Annotated in this window: 14 protein-coding genes; 10 read left to right on the forward strand and 4 right to left on the reverse strand. The window is 40.4% G+C overall.

Annotation, left to right across the window (positions count from 1 at the left end):
• Positions 1-19: 19 nt before the first annotated feature.
• Both AACZ73_RS13775 and AACZ73_RS13780 read right to left on the reverse strand, forming a co-directional pair.
• Positions 20-463: a DCC1-like thiol-disulfide oxidoreductase family protein gene (locus tag AACZ73_RS13775; RefSeq protein ID WP_339878673.1), complete on the reverse strand. Its 444-nt coding sequence runs from the start codon at positions 461-463 to the stop codon at positions 20-22.
• Complete coding sequence (locus tag AACZ73_RS13780) at positions 460-3,240, reverse strand: gliding motility-associated C-terminal domain-containing protein (protein WP_339878675.1); 2,781 nt, start codon at positions 3,238-3,240, stop codon at positions 460-462. The genes AACZ73_RS13775 and AACZ73_RS13780 overlap by 4 nt, the downstream gene beginning before the upstream one ends.
• A gap of 300 nt (positions 3,241-3,540) precedes the next feature.
• On the opposite strand from AACZ73_RS13780, the gene AACZ73_RS13785 reads away from it, so the two are divergent.
• The 9 genes from AACZ73_RS13785 to AACZ73_RS13825 all read left to right on the forward strand — a co-directional run bounded on the left by AACZ73_RS13785 (position 3,541) and on the right by AACZ73_RS13825 (position 12,459).
• Positions 3,541-4,221 (forward strand): succinate dehydrogenase cytochrome b subunit, encoded by a 681-nt coding sequence (locus AACZ73_RS13785; protein WP_339878677.1) that lies wholly within the window; start codon positions 3,541-3,543, stop codon positions 4,219-4,221.
• Positions 4,222-4,234: 13 nt separating this feature from the next.
• Positions 4,235-6,169 (forward strand): fumarate reductase/succinate dehydrogenase flavoprotein subunit, encoded by a 1,935-nt coding sequence (locus AACZ73_RS13790; RefSeq protein ID WP_339878679.1) that lies wholly within the window; start codon positions 4,235-4,237, stop codon positions 6,167-6,169.
• A 30-nt stretch (positions 6,170-6,199) separates the two neighbouring features.
• Positions 6,200-6,949 carry a succinate dehydrogenase/fumarate reductase iron-sulfur subunit gene (locus tag AACZ73_RS13795; RefSeq protein WP_339878681.1) on the forward strand — a complete coding sequence of 250 codons (750 nt, stop codon included), beginning with the start codon at positions 6,200-6,202 and terminating at the stop codon, positions 6,947-6,949.
• Positions 6,950-7,339: 390 nt separating this feature from the next.
• On the forward strand, positions 7,340-8,134 hold the full coding sequence (locus tag AACZ73_RS13800; RefSeq protein ID WP_339878683.1) for an alpha/beta hydrolase: 795 nt from the start codon (positions 7,340-7,342) through the stop codon (positions 8,132-8,134).
• Positions 8,135-8,196: 62 nt separating this feature from the next.
• Positions 8,197-8,505, forward strand: a complete 309-nt coding sequence (locus tag AACZ73_RS13805; protein WP_339878684.1) for a hypothetical protein — start codon at positions 8,197-8,199, stop codon at positions 8,503-8,505.
• A 344-nt stretch (positions 8,506-8,849) separates the two neighbouring features.
• Positions 8,850-10,286 carry a sodium:solute symporter family protein gene (locus tag AACZ73_RS13810; RefSeq protein WP_339878686.1) on the forward strand — a complete coding sequence of 479 codons (1,437 nt, stop codon included), beginning with the start codon at positions 8,850-8,852 and terminating at the stop codon, positions 10,284-10,286.
• On the forward strand, positions 10,283-10,723 hold the full coding sequence (locus AACZ73_RS13815) for a GNAT family N-acetyltransferase (protein ID WP_339878687.1): 441 nt from the start codon (positions 10,283-10,285) through the stop codon (positions 10,721-10,723). The genes AACZ73_RS13810 and AACZ73_RS13815 overlap by 4 nt, the downstream gene beginning before the upstream one ends.
• Position 10,724: 1 nt before the next feature.
• Complete coding sequence (locus AACZ73_RS13820; RefSeq protein ID WP_339878689.1) at positions 10,725-11,807, forward strand: alanine/ornithine racemase family PLP-dependent enzyme; 1,083 nt, start codon at positions 10,725-10,727, stop codon at positions 11,805-11,807.
• Positions 11,808-11,865: 58 nt separating this feature from the next.
• Positions 11,866-12,459, forward strand: coding sequence for a porin family protein (locus tag AACZ73_RS13825; protein WP_339878690.1), 594 nt, complete (start codon positions 11,866-11,868; stop codon positions 12,457-12,459).
• 157 nt (positions 12,460-12,616) lie between these two features.
• Here the strand turns inward: AACZ73_RS13825 and AACZ73_RS13830 are convergent, their stop codons facing one another.
• Positions 12,617-13,708 carry an SO2930 family diheme c-type cytochrome gene (locus AACZ73_RS13830; RefSeq protein ID WP_339878691.1) on the reverse strand — a complete coding sequence of 364 codons (1,092 nt, stop codon included), beginning with the start codon at positions 13,706-13,708 and terminating at the stop codon, positions 12,617-12,619.
• A complete protein-coding gene (locus AACZ73_RS13835) occupies positions 13,708-15,000 on the reverse strand; it encodes a parallel beta-helix domain-containing protein (protein WP_339878692.1) in 1,293 nt (430 codons plus the stop codon). Before AACZ73_RS13835 ends, AACZ73_RS13830 begins: the two co-directional genes overlap by 1 nt.
• A gap of 194 nt (positions 15,001-15,194) precedes the next feature.
• Here AACZ73_RS13835 and AACZ73_RS13840 point away from each other — a divergent pair, with 194 nt between their 5' ends.
• Complete coding sequence (locus AACZ73_RS13840) at positions 15,195-16,304, forward strand: endo-1,4-beta-xylanase (RefSeq protein ID WP_339878693.1); 1,110 nt, start codon at positions 15,195-15,197, stop codon at positions 16,302-16,304.
• The last annotated feature ends 66 nt before the right edge of the window (positions 16,305-16,370 follow it).

The following is a 16,370-nucleotide window of genomic DNA, read 5'->3' on the forward strand; positions in this document are numbered from 1 at the left end:
TCGGCCTGCAATAGAGAATTCAGCCAATAAGATTGATTCCAGTTTGTGATATAGTTTCTTCTGAAAGAAACTTAGCTTTTTCCTTCGGGGTAGGGAGGCGGCAAGTGTCTTTCTTGCCGAACCAACGGTATCTATTACTACCGATCCAATTATAAATCGGATCACGGAGGAATGTTGGTATTAAAATTAATGGGTAAAAAGCTGGCCAAAATCCTGAGAGATTTCGTGCGATTTTCAGTGCCGCAGTACTCTTGTAAAAGATTTTACCTCTCTCTAAAAGTACGAGTGAGTCAAGGTAATCTTCTTTTACCTCAAACTTTGAGAGAATCTTTCTACTGAAATCCTCTTGTAAAGCTCCCACTAAAAAGTGATTTTTTTTATCTCTTTGGATCACAAAATTAATGGAAGCATTACAAAGGTTGCAAACGCCATCAAAGAATATGATGGATTTGTAGTATGTCATTTAAGGATTTGGATTGTGCCTTTTAGGCTCCGTTCTGCTGCTGCGGGGTCAAGTACGTCAAATAGGACGTTACCGGAATAGTAATAAGTGCCGGCAGGTAGCTCATTGCCATTTTTGTCTTTTCCATCCCATCTGATATAGATGTCATTCTCGGTTGATTCCAAACTGTTATAAGAGAATACTTCTACACCCCAACGATTTACAATGAAAATCTCAACTCCTAGAACAAATCTAGGGCATTGTGAAAATGGATTGTCAAATGCCATAAAGGTTTCATTTGCTCCATCTCCGTTTGGAGTGAACGCATTTGGTAAGGTATAGCTAGGACAATTTTCCACACAGACAACATTGCTCGGCTCGGACTCATTTCCCGATCTGTCAACGGCAGTTATGTAATAGCATCCGCGGTAGGTAGCCAGATTACGAATGGTGGTGGATAGATTTAAAGAAGATAATTCCGCGATCAATTCAAATTGACTATCCTCTCCATCAGATGTATAGTATAATCTGTATCCACTTAATTCGTCATCACATTCTCCCGAGAAATCTGGAGTCCAACTCAAATCGTGTTCATATGTGCTGTTACCACAAGGGAGCTCTGCCAGGTATGCTGAACATTCAGGTCCTTCAAAAGTTAAAACCGGTGGGCATGGCAGTCTATTGTCATCAGGTTTGGCACAGACGATTTGAGATTTGTTTTCCAAAGGATAAACAAGTCCAGCAACATTGTAAGAGCCTTTTGTAATCACATAATAACAGTATTCAACTTCTTTATTCAGAGGCACTCCATTGAAGCTGCCATCGTCCAAATAGGTGAAGCCTTCGGTAGTTACATCCACGTCTGCGATTTTCACAAAAGTGTCTTCATCTGCAGCCGCGGCATCTGTCCTGTTTCTGTAGACTTCATGCTCGTATTGACTTACGGAGTTGTTCCATGGAACTGTGAATTGCCAGTTCAGTTCAATAGCCTCATTAATAATCGTAGGCTCTACCCACACCGAAGATGCTTTGGAAGAAGTGTCAATTTTAGTGTTTCTATCAAGAAGAACCACTTCATAATTGTAGACAATGTTTTGGGTATTTAAACCAGTATCGGTGAATAAGGTATCTGAAGTGACCCCAAGAGAAACCATTTCTGTATTACCAGTGAAGCCTGTACTTCGAAGAAGCTCATAGCTGTATGGGCCCGGGAATTGCACAGGGTCAATATCATAAGGTGGGGTCCATTTCACAAATATCTCTCCCGCTGTAGGATCAGTTTCTTCGACGCTAACATTAGTGATTATTGGAACATCCACGTCGATAGTAATACATATTTCATCAGACACGATACTTTCACCTAATCTCGGCTCAGGATAAGCAGCCACCAATCTATAGCAATAGGTATTTCCGGGTGCTAAACCATCTCCTCCATTAGCGTCTATGAAATTCAGAGTTTGCATGTTTGTAGTGCCTATCAATTCATAGCCAGGCCGAATGCCAGTCTCACAGCTGTCTGGTTGGTAAGGATTAGAATTGATCCTTCTCCAGATTTGCATCTCATTTGCGGAATTGGCACATACATAAGGATCCCAGTTCAATTCCACAACTCTTCCAGGCATCTGTTCTACTTCATCAAAAACAGGTGGAGGGCCGACTACTTTAATCTTCCAGGTTTGGATATCCACGAGTGAAGGACCAGAGCGCGGCTGATCAGAAATTCTTACCCTAACCTCATATTCCCTTGCTCGTACATGGTTACATACAGTTTGCCAGTTGAAATTTACAATTCCTGGTGTAGGCTGGTATAAACTATCCGGAGAGTAGGTCGCTGGTGATGTGGTTATTTCCATTGGTTCACCAAAGATTTCGATTATGATAGGATCACCATCGGCATCTTGCCCCTGAATAACTTCTTCAATCAACGTTCCCGCCACCACGCAAAGGTCAGGAGGTAAAATCAACTCTGGTCTGGTGTTATTTGAGTTTTCAATGATAATCTGCATATCCCTTACTACACTTCCAATCTGTACCCACTCTCCATTAAGTTTTCGGAATTCTTTGATGTAAAATGCAACATTATACTGACCTGCAGTGCCTGGAGCATCCCACACCAAATCTCCATTTAAAGGGTCTAAGGTTAAAAATGCAGGGGTAGTACCATCCTCTTGCCTGGTGCTGAATTCAGCTGATGCTGGGCTTCGGTAATTATTTACAAACCTTTGATACTGCTGTCTTGGTACTGTCAACTCATAAGCTAAGCTGTCTCCGTCAGGATCATATGCACCTGGATTGTGAATGTATCTTACATTTACCGCTCCATTATCCACCGGTGGAATGGTCAGAACCGGGGAGTTATTTACTCCTATAAATGGGTCAATCGTTATAGTGGTTTCCACATAAAATGGTGTGTCCACCGAGTTGTCCATATTTAAGGTTAGATCATTTCGATTTTGCTCAAGAAAGCGGATGGTGTAAGTTCCAGGGCCCTGGAATGTATGGTTTATTACGAATGTGTTTTTCTCAATCTGATTTCCAACATTTTCTACAAAACCAAATTCACTTTCAGTATTCAAGCCATCTACAATTCTCCCATCTCCAAAATTGATTGTTCCAGGGCCAAAAATCACAGTTGACCTCGTGTCTGTATAACCGACTACGGTAATAACGTACTCTAAAGTCTGAGGTGAAACCCTTTCGGCAGTAATTTCTCCAGCCCTAATGTGCGTGGCCCAAGCTTCGGAAATTCCTGCAACCAGGAAGATTAAAAAAAGTCCAAGGGTGATTTTCAGCTTCATATTGGTCAAGTTCATTAGTAAGGAGAAATAGAATGTACGAATTTATCCTTTATTAAGGTTTTAGCTTTCATTTTCTTCCTATACGAAATAAATGGAAGTAAGTAGAAAAACCCGGCAAAATCAAACAATAATTGTTGAGAGTGTGTTAAACCGAAAGTTAACTTAGAATTGACTGTGTTATTATTTAGAACCGATTAAAATAAGGTAAGTGTTTTTGAATGGATTGTTTGCTACCTCATCGGCATGTAAATTTGGCAGTAATAATCAAAGATTTCGTTTTAATCTAATCGCAAAAATTGTATGAGCTGGGTTACAAAAACCTTGAGTAGCACAATAGGCAGGAAACTGATCATGGCATTGACCGGACTTTTCCTGATCCTGTTTTTGACAGGTCACGTATCGGGTAATTTACTGTTGTTTAAGGATGACGGTGGGGAGGCATTTAATATTTATGCCAAATTCATGACCACCAACCCCGCAGTAAAGCTACTTTCTTGGTTGACTTATATTTCCATCATCGGCCACGTGATATTTTCCATCTGGCTTACCAAAAGAAATAAATCAGCACGCCCGGTAGGTTATGGCGTTTCCACGCCACCTTCTACCACTTTCTCTTCCCGGAATATGGGAATCTTGGGTACGATCATTTTGATCTTTATCGTGGTTCACATGCAAAGCTTCTGGGCTCAGATGCATTGGGGAGATCTTCCGATAGTGACTTATGGAGGAGAAGAATACAAGGATCTTTACAGCATTGTATATTTCGCTTTCCAAAATATATGGATGGTAATCGGCTATGTAATAGCAATGGCTTTCCTGGCTTTCCACCTTTCTCATGGCTTTGCCAGTGCATTCCAGACGCTAGGTTTGAACCATGCGAAATATTCTCCAGCCATCTCGGTGATCGGAAAAATCTATTGCATTGTGGTGCCAATTCTTTTTGCCAGCATGCCAGTTTATATCTATTTCACACAGAGCTAATCAATAGTCCCCTATGATACTAGATTCAAAATCCCCAATCGGACCTTTAGCCGAAAAGTGGACTAAACATAAGTTTAACAGTAAGCTGGTAAACCCGGCAAACAAAAGAAAATACGAAGTAATCGTGGTAGGTACCGGTCTTGCCGGAGCTTCTGCAGCTGCTTCCTTAGCAGAACTTGGGTACAAAGTGAAAGCTTTTTGCTTTCAGGATAGCCCTCGTCGTGCACACTCCATCGCTGCACAAGGCGGGATCAATGCTGCTAAAAATTACCAAAATGACGGCGACTCGGTTTTTAGATTATTCTATGATACCATCAAGGGTGGTGACTACCGTTCCCGTGAAGCCAATGTATACCGTCTCGCAGAAGTATCTGTAAATATCATTGACCAGTGTGTGGCGCAGGGTGTTCCTTTCGCCAGAGAATATGGGGGATTGCTCGCAAACCGTTCTTTCGGTGGAGCTCAGGTTTCCAGGACTTTCTATGCTAGGGGCCAAACTGGACAGCAGTTGCTTTTGGGTGCCTATTCTGCATTGAGCCGTCAGGTAGCTAATGGCAAAGTGAAACTTTATCCACGTACCGAAATGATGGACGTCGTCACTATCGACGGTCATGCAAGAGGTATAGTGACCAGAAATCTGATCACAGGTAAGATCGAAACTCACGCTGCCCATGCGGTACTGCTGTGTACTGGAGGATACGGAAACGTATTTTTCTTATCTACCAATGCAATGGGATCGAATGTGACCGCAGCATGGAGAGCTCATAAGAAAGGAGCCTACTTCGCTAACCCTTGCTACACACAAATTCACCCAACTTGCATTCCGGTTTCAGGAGATCATCAGTCCAAGTTGACCTTGATGTCTGAATCCCTGAGAAACGACGGTCGTGTATGGGTACCAAAAACAAAAGAAACGGCTGAGAAACTTCGTAAAGGAGAGATCAAGCCAAAGGATATCAAGGAAGAGGATAGAGATTACTATTTGGAAAGAAAATATCCGTCCTTCGGTAACTTGGTTCCCCGAGATGTGGCTTCCAGAAATGCTAAAGACGTTTGTGATGAAGGTCGAGGGGTAAATGAAACAGGTCAGGCAGTTTTCCTTGACTTCCGTGATGCGATCAATCGTGACAGCGAAGATGCAATCCGCGCGAGATACGGCAACTTATTTGACATGTATCAGCAGATCACAGGTGAGAATCCTTACCAGACTCCAATGAAGATTTATCCTGCAGTTCACTATACTATGGGTGGACTTTGGGTTGATTATAACTTATCTACCACCGTTCCTGGGCTTTATTCCTTGGGTGAGGCAAACTTCTCAGACCACGGAGCAAACAGATTAGGTGCTTCCGCTTTGATGCAAGGTTTGGCAGACGGATACTTTGTAATTCCTTATACTATCGGGGACTACTTGGCACAAATAGGTCCAGCGCCTGTGGACACCAATCATCCTGAATTTGCGAAAGCAGAAAAAGGAGTGAAGGACGCAATCCAAAAGTTATTATCTATCAACGGTACCAAAACCGTCGATCACTTCCATAAAGCATTGGGACATATCATGTGGGAATACTGTGGTATGGCGAGAAAAGCAGAAGGTTTGACCAAAGCTAAAGGCATGATTCAGGAGCTTAGAAAAGAGTTCTGGAATGATGTGAAGGTGATGGGGGCAAACGAAGAATTGAACCAGACCTTGGAAAAAGCAAGTCGAGTAGCTGATTTCTTGGAGCTTGGTGAATTAATGATAGACGATGCACTCAATAGAAATGAGTCTTGCGGTGGGCACTTTAGAACAGAATCCCAGACTCCGGAAGGTGAAGCACTTAGAGACGATGAGAACTTTGCATACGCAGCAGCTTGGGAGTTTATGGCTGAAAATGCCCCAGAAACTCTACATAAGGAGCCGCTAGTGTTTGAAAATGTGAAGTTGACTCAGAGATCTTACAAATAAATTCAAGACTTTAATTCATAACTATAAAGTATGAAACTGACATTAAAAATATGGAGACAGAAAAACGCCAGCGATAAAGGCGGTTTTGTCACCTATCCTATAGATGGAATTTCCACTGACATGTCATTCCTAGAGATGATGGATGTCTTGAATGAGGAACTTGCTGTCAAAGGAGAGGATCCAGTGCACTTTGATCACGATTGCCGTGAAGGTATCTGTGGCATGTGCTCTCTTTATATCAATGGCCATCCACATGGTCCGAAGCAGACAACTACTTGTCAGCTTCACATGCGTTCTTTCTCTGATGGAGATACCATCACGATAGAGCCATGGAGAGCTGCTGCTTTTCCGGTAGTGAAGGATTTGGTGGTTGATCGCGGTTCTTTTGATAGAATAATCCAAGCAGGAGGTTACGTATCTGTGAATACAGGTGGCGTGCCTGATGCCAACGAAATTCCTATTCCTAAAAGAATTGCTGATGAGGCATTTGATTCTGCCACTTGTATTGGTTGTGGAGCTTGTGTGGCAGCATGTAAAAATGCTTCAGCGATGCTATTTACTTCTGCAAAAATCTCTCAGCTGGCGATGCTTCCACAAGGTCAAGTGGAGCGCATGTCCAGAGCAGAGAAGATGGTTGCTCAGATGGATGCCGAAGGTTTCGGGGCTTGTACGAACACAGGTGCCTGCGAAGCAGAATGTCCTAAGGGAATCAGCCTGACAAATATCGCTAAAATGAACAGAGAATTCTTCTCCGCTTCATTGAAAAGTGAGAATGTATAATTGAATCAGATATTCTTAAAACCAAAAAAGCCGGCGAAAGCTGGCTTTTTTGGTTTTTGGATGAGGTGTCCGCAATGATTTGTTTATCTCTGTAATTGTCAAATCAGTAACATGTGATTTTCTTAATTATCTTTTTTTAGAAAATAAAATGCTCAAGATTAAATACCAAATAATGAAAATCACTTAGAATCTTATTACCCATGAACCTATTTTATTTTATTACATAAAGTGGAGGACATTATAGAGACTTACAACTGAAATACATTCATCACAAAGAAGTAAATTCTTCGGCATATAATTTTTACCCTTAAGAGATAGTTACAGACGGTTAAAGAAAAGTAAGGGATTTTTGTATTTTTAAACTTTTAAAGATGAGCCCTAAATAACTATATGACGAGTGTCCTGAAAAGAAACAATGTATCTGTCATAGGAAATGGAAGCGACGTACTTTTATTTGCCCATGGATTTGGATGCGACCAGAAAGCATGGAATTACATTAAGAACTTTTTCATAAATGATTACATGCTTGTGCTGCTTGATTTTGTAGGTGCAGGAAAGTCTGACCTGTCATCCTATGATCCAATAAAGTATTCTTCATTAGATGGTTACGCTACTGATATCATTGAGATATGCGATGAATTAGGTCTGAAAAAAGCAGTCTTTATAGGTCACTCAGTGAGTTGTATGATAGGCGCTCTGGCATCCATCAAAAGACCAGATATTTTTAAGAAGCTTGTATTTATCTGTCCTTCCCCATGCTATATCAGCAAGGATAACTTTGAGAGTGCATTTGATCAGGATACAATCGATGGACTTATGGAGGTGATGGAGGAGGACTATATAACTTGGGCGAGAGCAACGGCTCCATCCATCATGAATACCCAAAACGGGGAAGGACTTGCCAATGAACTATCGGGTAGTTTTTGCTTAATTGATCCTGTAATCGCTAAGCAGTTTGCACGTGTGACCTTTTTATCAGACAATAGAAAAGACCTTCCTTTAATTCCAATAGCAAATTTGACTATTCAATGCTCTGAGGACATGCTAGCTCCTATGTCCGTAGGGCAATATATAAATGAAAATACTCCTAATAATACTTTAGAAGTATTAAAGGCACATGGGCATTGCCCCCATATGAGTCATCCTAATGAAACTGTCCAAATTCTGCATGCTTTTTTGGAGTGAGTTTTGTCTAAGTATAAAAAGCAGAAACCTAGTAAATTCAGAAAAGTAATTTTTGGTCAATTATGAACCCGGATAAAAATAAAGAGGCTAAAGAAAATAATCAGAAATTAACTCCTGAGCTCTATGATAAATATGCTCCTCCGGTTTATGGAAAGATATTCAGTATCGTTGGGAAAGAGTCAATAGCTGAAAGAATACATGAGAAAGTTTTTGTTTCAGCTTATAGGGGTCACAGTTCTTTTCCGTTGAGAAGCCCACTTATGTCTTTGATCGATATCGCTGATGAAAAAAGTAATAAAACGATCAAAGCCCTTGAGATATTTAGAGCATGTTGTCATGGCTCCAGTATTAGCATTTCGGATAGCAAGTAATTTTTTTCCAGAGTAATCACGCCTTAACCATTGTTTACTAGAAAGACGGAAAACGTATTAATTATTTGTCAAAAAGTTGGATGGCAATAGTCATATTTTATGACCGGAACCATACTGCTTTTATTCTTCAAATATTAACCTCCTGAAGTGTATCGATTTCAATTCTTCAATTTATTGTGCCTGAATTTGATATCAAACTTTACTTTTTATACTATTCCAATTCAAAATTGTACTGAAAGGTCAAATTTTATCTATTAACCCAATAAAATTTTGATTAAGAGGCATTTTGCTTAACTTTGAAAAATTATATTTCAAAAAGCTTTTGTTACAAATAGAAAATCGATATGAGTTATTTAGATCTGGGGATCTTTGTCGCCTACATGCTGGCAATGCTGGGAGTGGGATATTTTTACATGAAGAAGAACTCAGGTCAGGAGGATTACTATGTGGGTGGCCGGAACATCGGACACTGGCACATAGGTCTTTCGGTAGTTGCGACTGACGTAGGAGGAGGCTTTTCCATAGGTCTTGGTGGACTAGGATTTGTGATGGGAATGTCAGGTTCCTGGATGCTTTTTACGGGTCTTTTGGGCGCCTGGCTTGCTGCAGTTGTATTAATTCCTAGAGTGAAGTCTGACCCGGCTTTTGCTAAGTTTTTCACCTTTCCGCAGATCATCGGCCATCTGTATAATTCCACTACTGCAAAGGTTGCCGCAGTAATTTGTTTTCTCGGATATCTCGGTTTTACCTCATCACAGCTTCTAGCTGGCGCCAAACTAGCTTCAGGAACTTTCGAAGAACTTGATCTTTCTTATGCGCTTCTGATCATGGGAGCTGTGGCAGTGATTTATACTGTGATGGGAGGGTTGAAGGCGGTAATTTATACCGATACTATTCAGTGGATTGTTTTGATGGCTGGTTTGATGTTTATTGGAATTCCTATTTCATATAATCATGTAGGAGGTTGGGAAGGTATTCAGAGTACTTTACCTCAGGAATTTTTCTCTTTCTCCAATCTGACTTGGCAGGATTTGGCTAACTGGGGGATTACCATTATTCCAATTTGGTTTGTGGGTATGACGCTTTATCAACGGATCTTTGCAGCCCGTGATGTGAAGTCAGCCAAAAAGGCTTGGTTTATAGCAGGGTTATTTGAATGGCCCATCATGGCACTTTTAGGCGTGTCTTTGGGTTTACTATCAAGGGTAGCCGTAGAACAGGGAGCATTGGAAGGTTTTACCACTGCAATGGATCCAGAGATGGGGCTACCGGTTTTGCTTAGTCAGATCCTGCCTGCTGGCATTTTGGGTCTGATGATGTCGGCATATTTCTCGGCAGTGCTATCTACGGCAGATTCCTGTCTGATGGCTGCGTCTGGAAACTTGACTACAGATATTTTAGGTAAATATTACACATCAAAATCTCTTAAAGAAGAGATGAAGATTTCACAGTTACTGACTTTAGCGATTGGAATTGTGGCAATTATAATTGCCTGGCAGATGACAGAGGTGCTCAGTTTGATGTTATATTCCTATGCATTTATGGTTTCTGGTCTTCTAGTGCCAGTGGTAGCAGGTTTGTTTTTCAATCAGACAAGTGCCAAAGCTGCTACGGCATCTATGATTATGGGAGGTTCGCTGACGGCAGGTCTAATAATTTCAGAAGTCAGTTTGCCATTTGGTCTAGATGCCAACCTATTTGGGCTTACGCTCTCTTTGCTGACATTTTTGTCAGTGATTTATTTCGAAAAAAATAACAGTTCAAAGTTAAAATCTATATGATCAAACTAGAAACTCTATCCACTATTGACTCTGCGACCTATCTCCAAAAAAAGGAAATTGCAGACTTTCTTTTTATTCATCTTGGCCAATACGGTGATCCGAAAGAGGATATTATGAAGTGCCTTGATTATGCGCTTGATCAAAGTTTACATGCAGGAGGATTTGTGGTGATGGCAAGAGAAAAAGGCAAGATTCTAGGAGCATTGATTATGAATAAAACCGGGATGTCGGGATATATTCCTGAAAATATTCTGGTTTATATCGCAGTGGATGCAGAGCAGCGAGGAAAAGGAATTGGTGGGAAAATTATGGACATGGCAATTAAAATGGCCAATGGCTCCATCGCTTTGCACGTAGAGCCAGAAAACCCAGCTAAGAAACTTTACGAAAGAATCGGCTTTACCAACAAATACCTTGAAATGAGGTTGAATAAGTGAAATGGCTTACCTGACATTAAATAGAGCTAAGCTCAAAGAGAACTTTGAGTTTCTCAAAAAGACTTTTGAAGATAGCGACATCTCTTGGGGAGTAGTATCCAAGTTACTTTGTGGCAACAAACTTTTTCTACAGGAACTGATAGATTTGGGTGTGAAAGAGATTCACGATAGTAGAATAGGTAATCTCGAGATTGCAAAAAAGCTACACCCGGAACTACAAACTGTTTACATCAAGCCCGTTTCCAAACGGTATGTGTCTAAAATGGTAGAGTTTGCAGACGTAAGTCTTAATAGCGAACTGGAGACTATACGATGGATCAGCCAGGAAGCGGTCAAGCAGGAAAAGAAGCATAAGATCATCATTATGGTAGAGACTGGAGACCTGCGGGAAGGCGTGATGGGCGAGCGATTAGTGGAATTTTATTCCCAAATCTTCCATCTTCCCAATATAGAAATTATAGGTTTGGGCACGAATTTAAACTGCCTCAACGGTGTGATGCCTTCTACAGATAAGCTTATTCAGTTGTCTCTTTACAAGCAAATCATTGAGCTGAAATTCAATAAAGAAATTCCGTGGGTTTCTGCCGGGACTTCTGTGACCATTCCGTTGATGCTTACCCATCAACTTCCCAAAGGAATCAATCACTTTAGGGTAGGTGAGACTTTGTATTTTGGTCTTGATCTGTTTGAGGAAAAAGTAATCGAGGGTATGAACGGCGATGTGTTTGAGCTGCATGCGGAGATTATAGAAATGCAGGAAAAACCACTTTTACCAGTTGGTAATCTGGCAGCTAACCCTCAGGGCGAAACCGCGGCGATTGATGAATCTCTTTATGGAAAAAGTTCTTTCCGGGCAATCATCGATATAGGATTATTGGATGTAGATCCGAAATATTTAATTCCTAGCGATGAGGATTTTGAGATTCTTGGAGGAAGTTCTGATATGCTGATTATCAATTTGGGTCAAAATCCAAAAGGCTATAAAGTAGGCGATACGTTGAATTTTGACATGAAATACATGGGAGCTCTCAGCCTCCTGAATTCCGACTATATCGACAAGAAGGTAATTGATAATTTAGACTAAAAAATTATTTTTGGCATGGTCATGGGAATACTATAGGGAAACCAACTAGTATTTGACTATGAAAAAAGTATTGTTATTTCTTGCCCTTGGATTCGGAGTAGTCCAATTGTCACAGGCTCAATCATCTGAAAAACCAGGAGGATTCGGTGTCAGAGGTGGTGCAAGTCTTTTCAATTTTGGAGGTGATGATGTCTCGGAAAATGATTACACCAATAGAGTAGGATTTCACGTGGGTGGTTACACTATGTTGTTTATGACTGACCGCTTGGCTTTAGAGCCTGGAGTTTATTACTCTGTAAAGGGAACACAAAATGATGATTTTGCTGATAGCAGAGCTATTCTGAATTACGTAGATGTGCCGGTTCTTTTTAGGTTATATCCTTCAGATGGATTTAATGTATTTCTAGGTCCTCAGATTTCATTCCTAGCGAGTTCTAAATTCGAAGGCGATTTCTTCGGAAACACAATTTCCTATGATTCTGACGCGATTAAAGAAACTGACTTTTCAGCGGTTTTGGGTGTAGGATATAATCTTCCAAAAGGCTTTAATGTTCAGGCGTCTTATGATTATGGCTTCACTCCAATTTTCAAGGACAGTGATGACGACGTATATAACAGAGGGTTTAAATTGTCCGCAGGTTATACTTTCTAAGAAAAATATTTAACTGATAAAGCACTTCCATCTTTAATGAGGGAAGTGCTTTTTTATGCATAAGTGAATATTTATGTCACCATGAGCGAAGTCGAAGGGAGCTCGACTCCAGTTTGACTTTTTCGCCATCCCAACCTTTAATTGTTATATCGGAATACTAATTCATACTATTGATCCAGTCTTTGATTAACTGTACACCTTCTTTGTGGACTGTCGTTCTGCCAAGTTCAGGCATAGCGATCCCGACTTCCGTGGAATTCATGCGGTGAGTTAGGATGGACTCATTGGCCTTGCCTGGAACAATATCAAAATCGAAGGTTCCAGCACCGTTCCCCGCTGCCACAGGGATTTTATTCACTCCGAGTTTCCTTGGATCTTTTTGATCATAAGTTAGGAAAAGGCCAGATGTACTTGCCGGACCTTCCGCACTGTGACAATGCGAGCAGTTAATGTCAAGATAGGCCATGGCTCTATCATCCAGAGGAAGATCTTTGTCTTCGTAATTGATCATAGAGGGATGAGCTTTCTCCCCTTCAAAACCTTCCAATTTTCCTAACTCAACCCAATGCTTTAATTGATTGGCTTTGCCGAAGTTAAATTCCAGTTCGTTGTTTAAATGTTGAACTTTCACTCCAATGGGAGCAAGGGATTCATTTTTATTATGGCAAGTTTTGCATTGGTTTTTGTTTGGTACTAGATAGTTAATTACCTGGTCTTTGCCTTCATAGCCAGTAAATGAAACCTGAATTTCCCCACCTACTACTTTTAGTATTGCCTCGGTTTGGCTGTCATTCCAGATGTAAGGATAGGCAACCCACCCATTTTCCTCATTAATTAATAGTCTTGTTTCTATAATTCTTCTGGCACCTTCTGGTTCTCTGAAATCTATTGGATAGTAGAAGTTCTTGATTAGAATAGTTCCTTTAGGAAAAACAAGTTCATTCGAAGTAAGAGTGGCTTTTGTTCCTTTTGGGAAAAATATATAGCGGCTTTTCAAAGCGTAATCGGTGAATAATGAAGAGGCGGGTTTGTATGGAATAACTTCTTCCATTGGAGTTAATTGATGTAACTCGCCGGAAAAGAAACCATAGGTAGATAGTCTTCCATAAGGGTATTTTTCGTCTGCCGATTCCTCCGGTAAGGCTAATTCTTCTACAGCTGTGTTTTTGGGGTCAGTGTTACAGGCAACCATTACAATTCCAATTGCTAATAATAGATAGAGCCTCCTGTAAATATTCTTAGTCCCCATTACATTTCAGCTATTTCGCTGACGTTGGTTTCTACAGAAACTTTGCAGTTTTGGAATGGAGTGGCATCAGCAAAAGATTTTATATTATCCTCACCTTCACTGAAATCAAATCTGGTAAAGAATAGATCAGCCATATTTTTTTCGGTCAGACATACCTTCATCGGATTGGTGGTGATGTCGTTGCTGATGGATTCATCCCAAATTCCATCGTAGATAATGTCCTGGGTTTTGGCTTTACCATGCGCATTGTAAATACTGATCAATTGTCCCAACTCTCTGCTTAAATCCGGAAAGCCTTTGGTGCGGTCATATTCATTATCATGAATAAAAATATCTTTTGTGAATGGCGACCAATTTGGAGCATCACTTGGGAAACCTGTGATCTGGTAACTTGCTATAGCCACTCCTGTTGTCTTGTTGCGAAGGATACGGTTATTGTAAATTTCCACTTCTTTTGCAGCCAAAAGAATTACACCTGAACCGGGAGGAATCATAGTTACTGTATTGCCATTTGCACCTTCTCCTGTAGCTGTCGCAAAGTTTTCGTGGTTGTTTTCAATGATGTCGTTGTCGTAGATTTTGGTTTTTGCACCGTCAGATTTTGGCAAACCGGGTAGATTAAATACCAAAATTCCAGCAGAATTGTCTCGGGCAACATTTCCAAATACTTCTGCATTATCACAGTTTTCAATCTCTATCCCAGCTACATTTCCAAAAGCAAGTGAGTTTTTGACAATGATATTTTCAGACTGACCTACGTAGATTCCAGCGTCGCGAGAGTGGGATGCGATGACATCATCTATCATCACATTTTTGCATTGCACTGGGTAGATAGCATAAGTACCATTCTTTGACTTATCTCCGTTAGTCCAAGTGACATTTATTCTACGAAAAGTAATTCCATTTGCATGCTGGGCTTTCACTCCATCCCCGGGAGCATCTTCTACTGTCAGGTCTTGAATAGTTAGATTATTTCCCACCAACTTAATTCCTTCTCCACCTGACTTAAGGTTTTTAAAAGATAGCACCGTTTCCTTCATGCCGGAGCCTTGGATTGTGATATTGGATTTGTTGTCAAGTATCAATTGGGTATTTAACTCATAAAATCCGCTCGGAATCTCAATCGTCTGCCCATCTTCAGCCATGATGAAATCCTCAATAATTTTTTCAGTTTGCTCCTGAGTCATTCGCGGAAGTGCAGAGCTGTCAAAAGTCTGTTCATTGGAAGAACTGCTGCAGCTGAATCCAACAAGCAAAATGAAAAAGAGAGCTAGGTAGTTGAGTCGGTTCATGGTCATTTTGGGAGGGATTAAAAATACATTTTAAATCTAGCCAGATGCCTATTCTTATGCCTTGACTTTTGTCAATAAATGATGCTTTGTTATGAGGTATGATCAGATTTAAACTTTAAATTCTTAATTATTGACATCTAAACAAATATTGTTCTTTTTTAATACCTTACGGTTCCGGTAAAATCACGACAACTATGCTTCAAAAATCTATACTCTTTGTTTTACTCACTCTTATTTTTTCATCTCAAAAACCTAAAAGCGAAGGGCTGAAAGATATATTTTCAGACAGCTATCACATTGGTGTAGCTCTCAATTCCCGTCAAGTTGACAGTTCTGATCCAAAAGTAAAGTCTCTCATTGAAAAGAATTTCAACAGCTTAAGTCCCGAAAATGGACTCAAATGGCAACTGGTTCATCCTGAACTTAACCGATACGATTTTGAGTTTGGCGATAAATATGTTGCCCTAGGGGAAAGACTTGACTCTTTTATTATCGGGCATTGTTTGGTATGGGATCAGCAAGTTCCGAATTGGGTCTTTGAAAATGAGGGAAAGGAAATGCTGGACAAAGAAGCTTTATTAGCCAGAATGGAGGATCATATAGAAACTGTAGCTGGAAGATATAAAGGAAAAATTGATGGCTGGGATGTAGTAAACGAAGCATTTAATGAAGATGGTTCTTTCCGTGAATCCAAATGGTTTAACGTGGCGGGAAAAGATTTTATCAAAACAGCCTTTCGAAAAGCTCACGAGGTGGATCCAGATGCTGAGTTGTATTATAATGATTACAATGTTTGGAAGGCTTCTAAAAGAAAAGGGATTCTGGATTTCGCAAAAGAAATGGTGGCTGAAGGAATCCAAGTGGATGCAATAGGAATGCAAGGGCACTATCAATTGGACTCACCCACCTTAGAAGAGATCGAACAGGGAATCATTGATATTCATGAGGCTGGATTTAAAGTAATGATTACTGAGCTCGATGTAGATGTGCTGCCTAGACCACGAAGAGCTGAGGGTGCTGATCTGAATATGAATTTTGCTAATTCGGATGAATATAATCCGTATAAAGAGGGCATTACCCCAGAAGCCGAAGCACAACTTGCCGCACGTTATACAGAAATTTTTGGCATATATGAAAAGCATAAGGACAAGATCACACGGGTAACATTTTGGGGATTAAGTGATAGAACGAGCTGGCTGAATAATTTTCCGGTGAGGGGAAGAACTAATTACCCTTTGCTATTTGATAGGAATTTGGAGCCAAAGAATGTAGTGATTGAAAAAGTTGCCAGTGTAGTCAAATAGAAATTAAAATTATCAATAAAGGCACAATCAAAGTTGATGGATTTGTGCCTTTATTGCTTGAAAAGC

Source organism: uncultured Algoriphagus sp., assembly GCF_963974835.1.
In the GTDB taxonomy this organism is placed as follows: Bacteria; Bacteroidota; Bacteroidia; order Cytophagales; family Cyclobacteriaceae; genus Algoriphagus.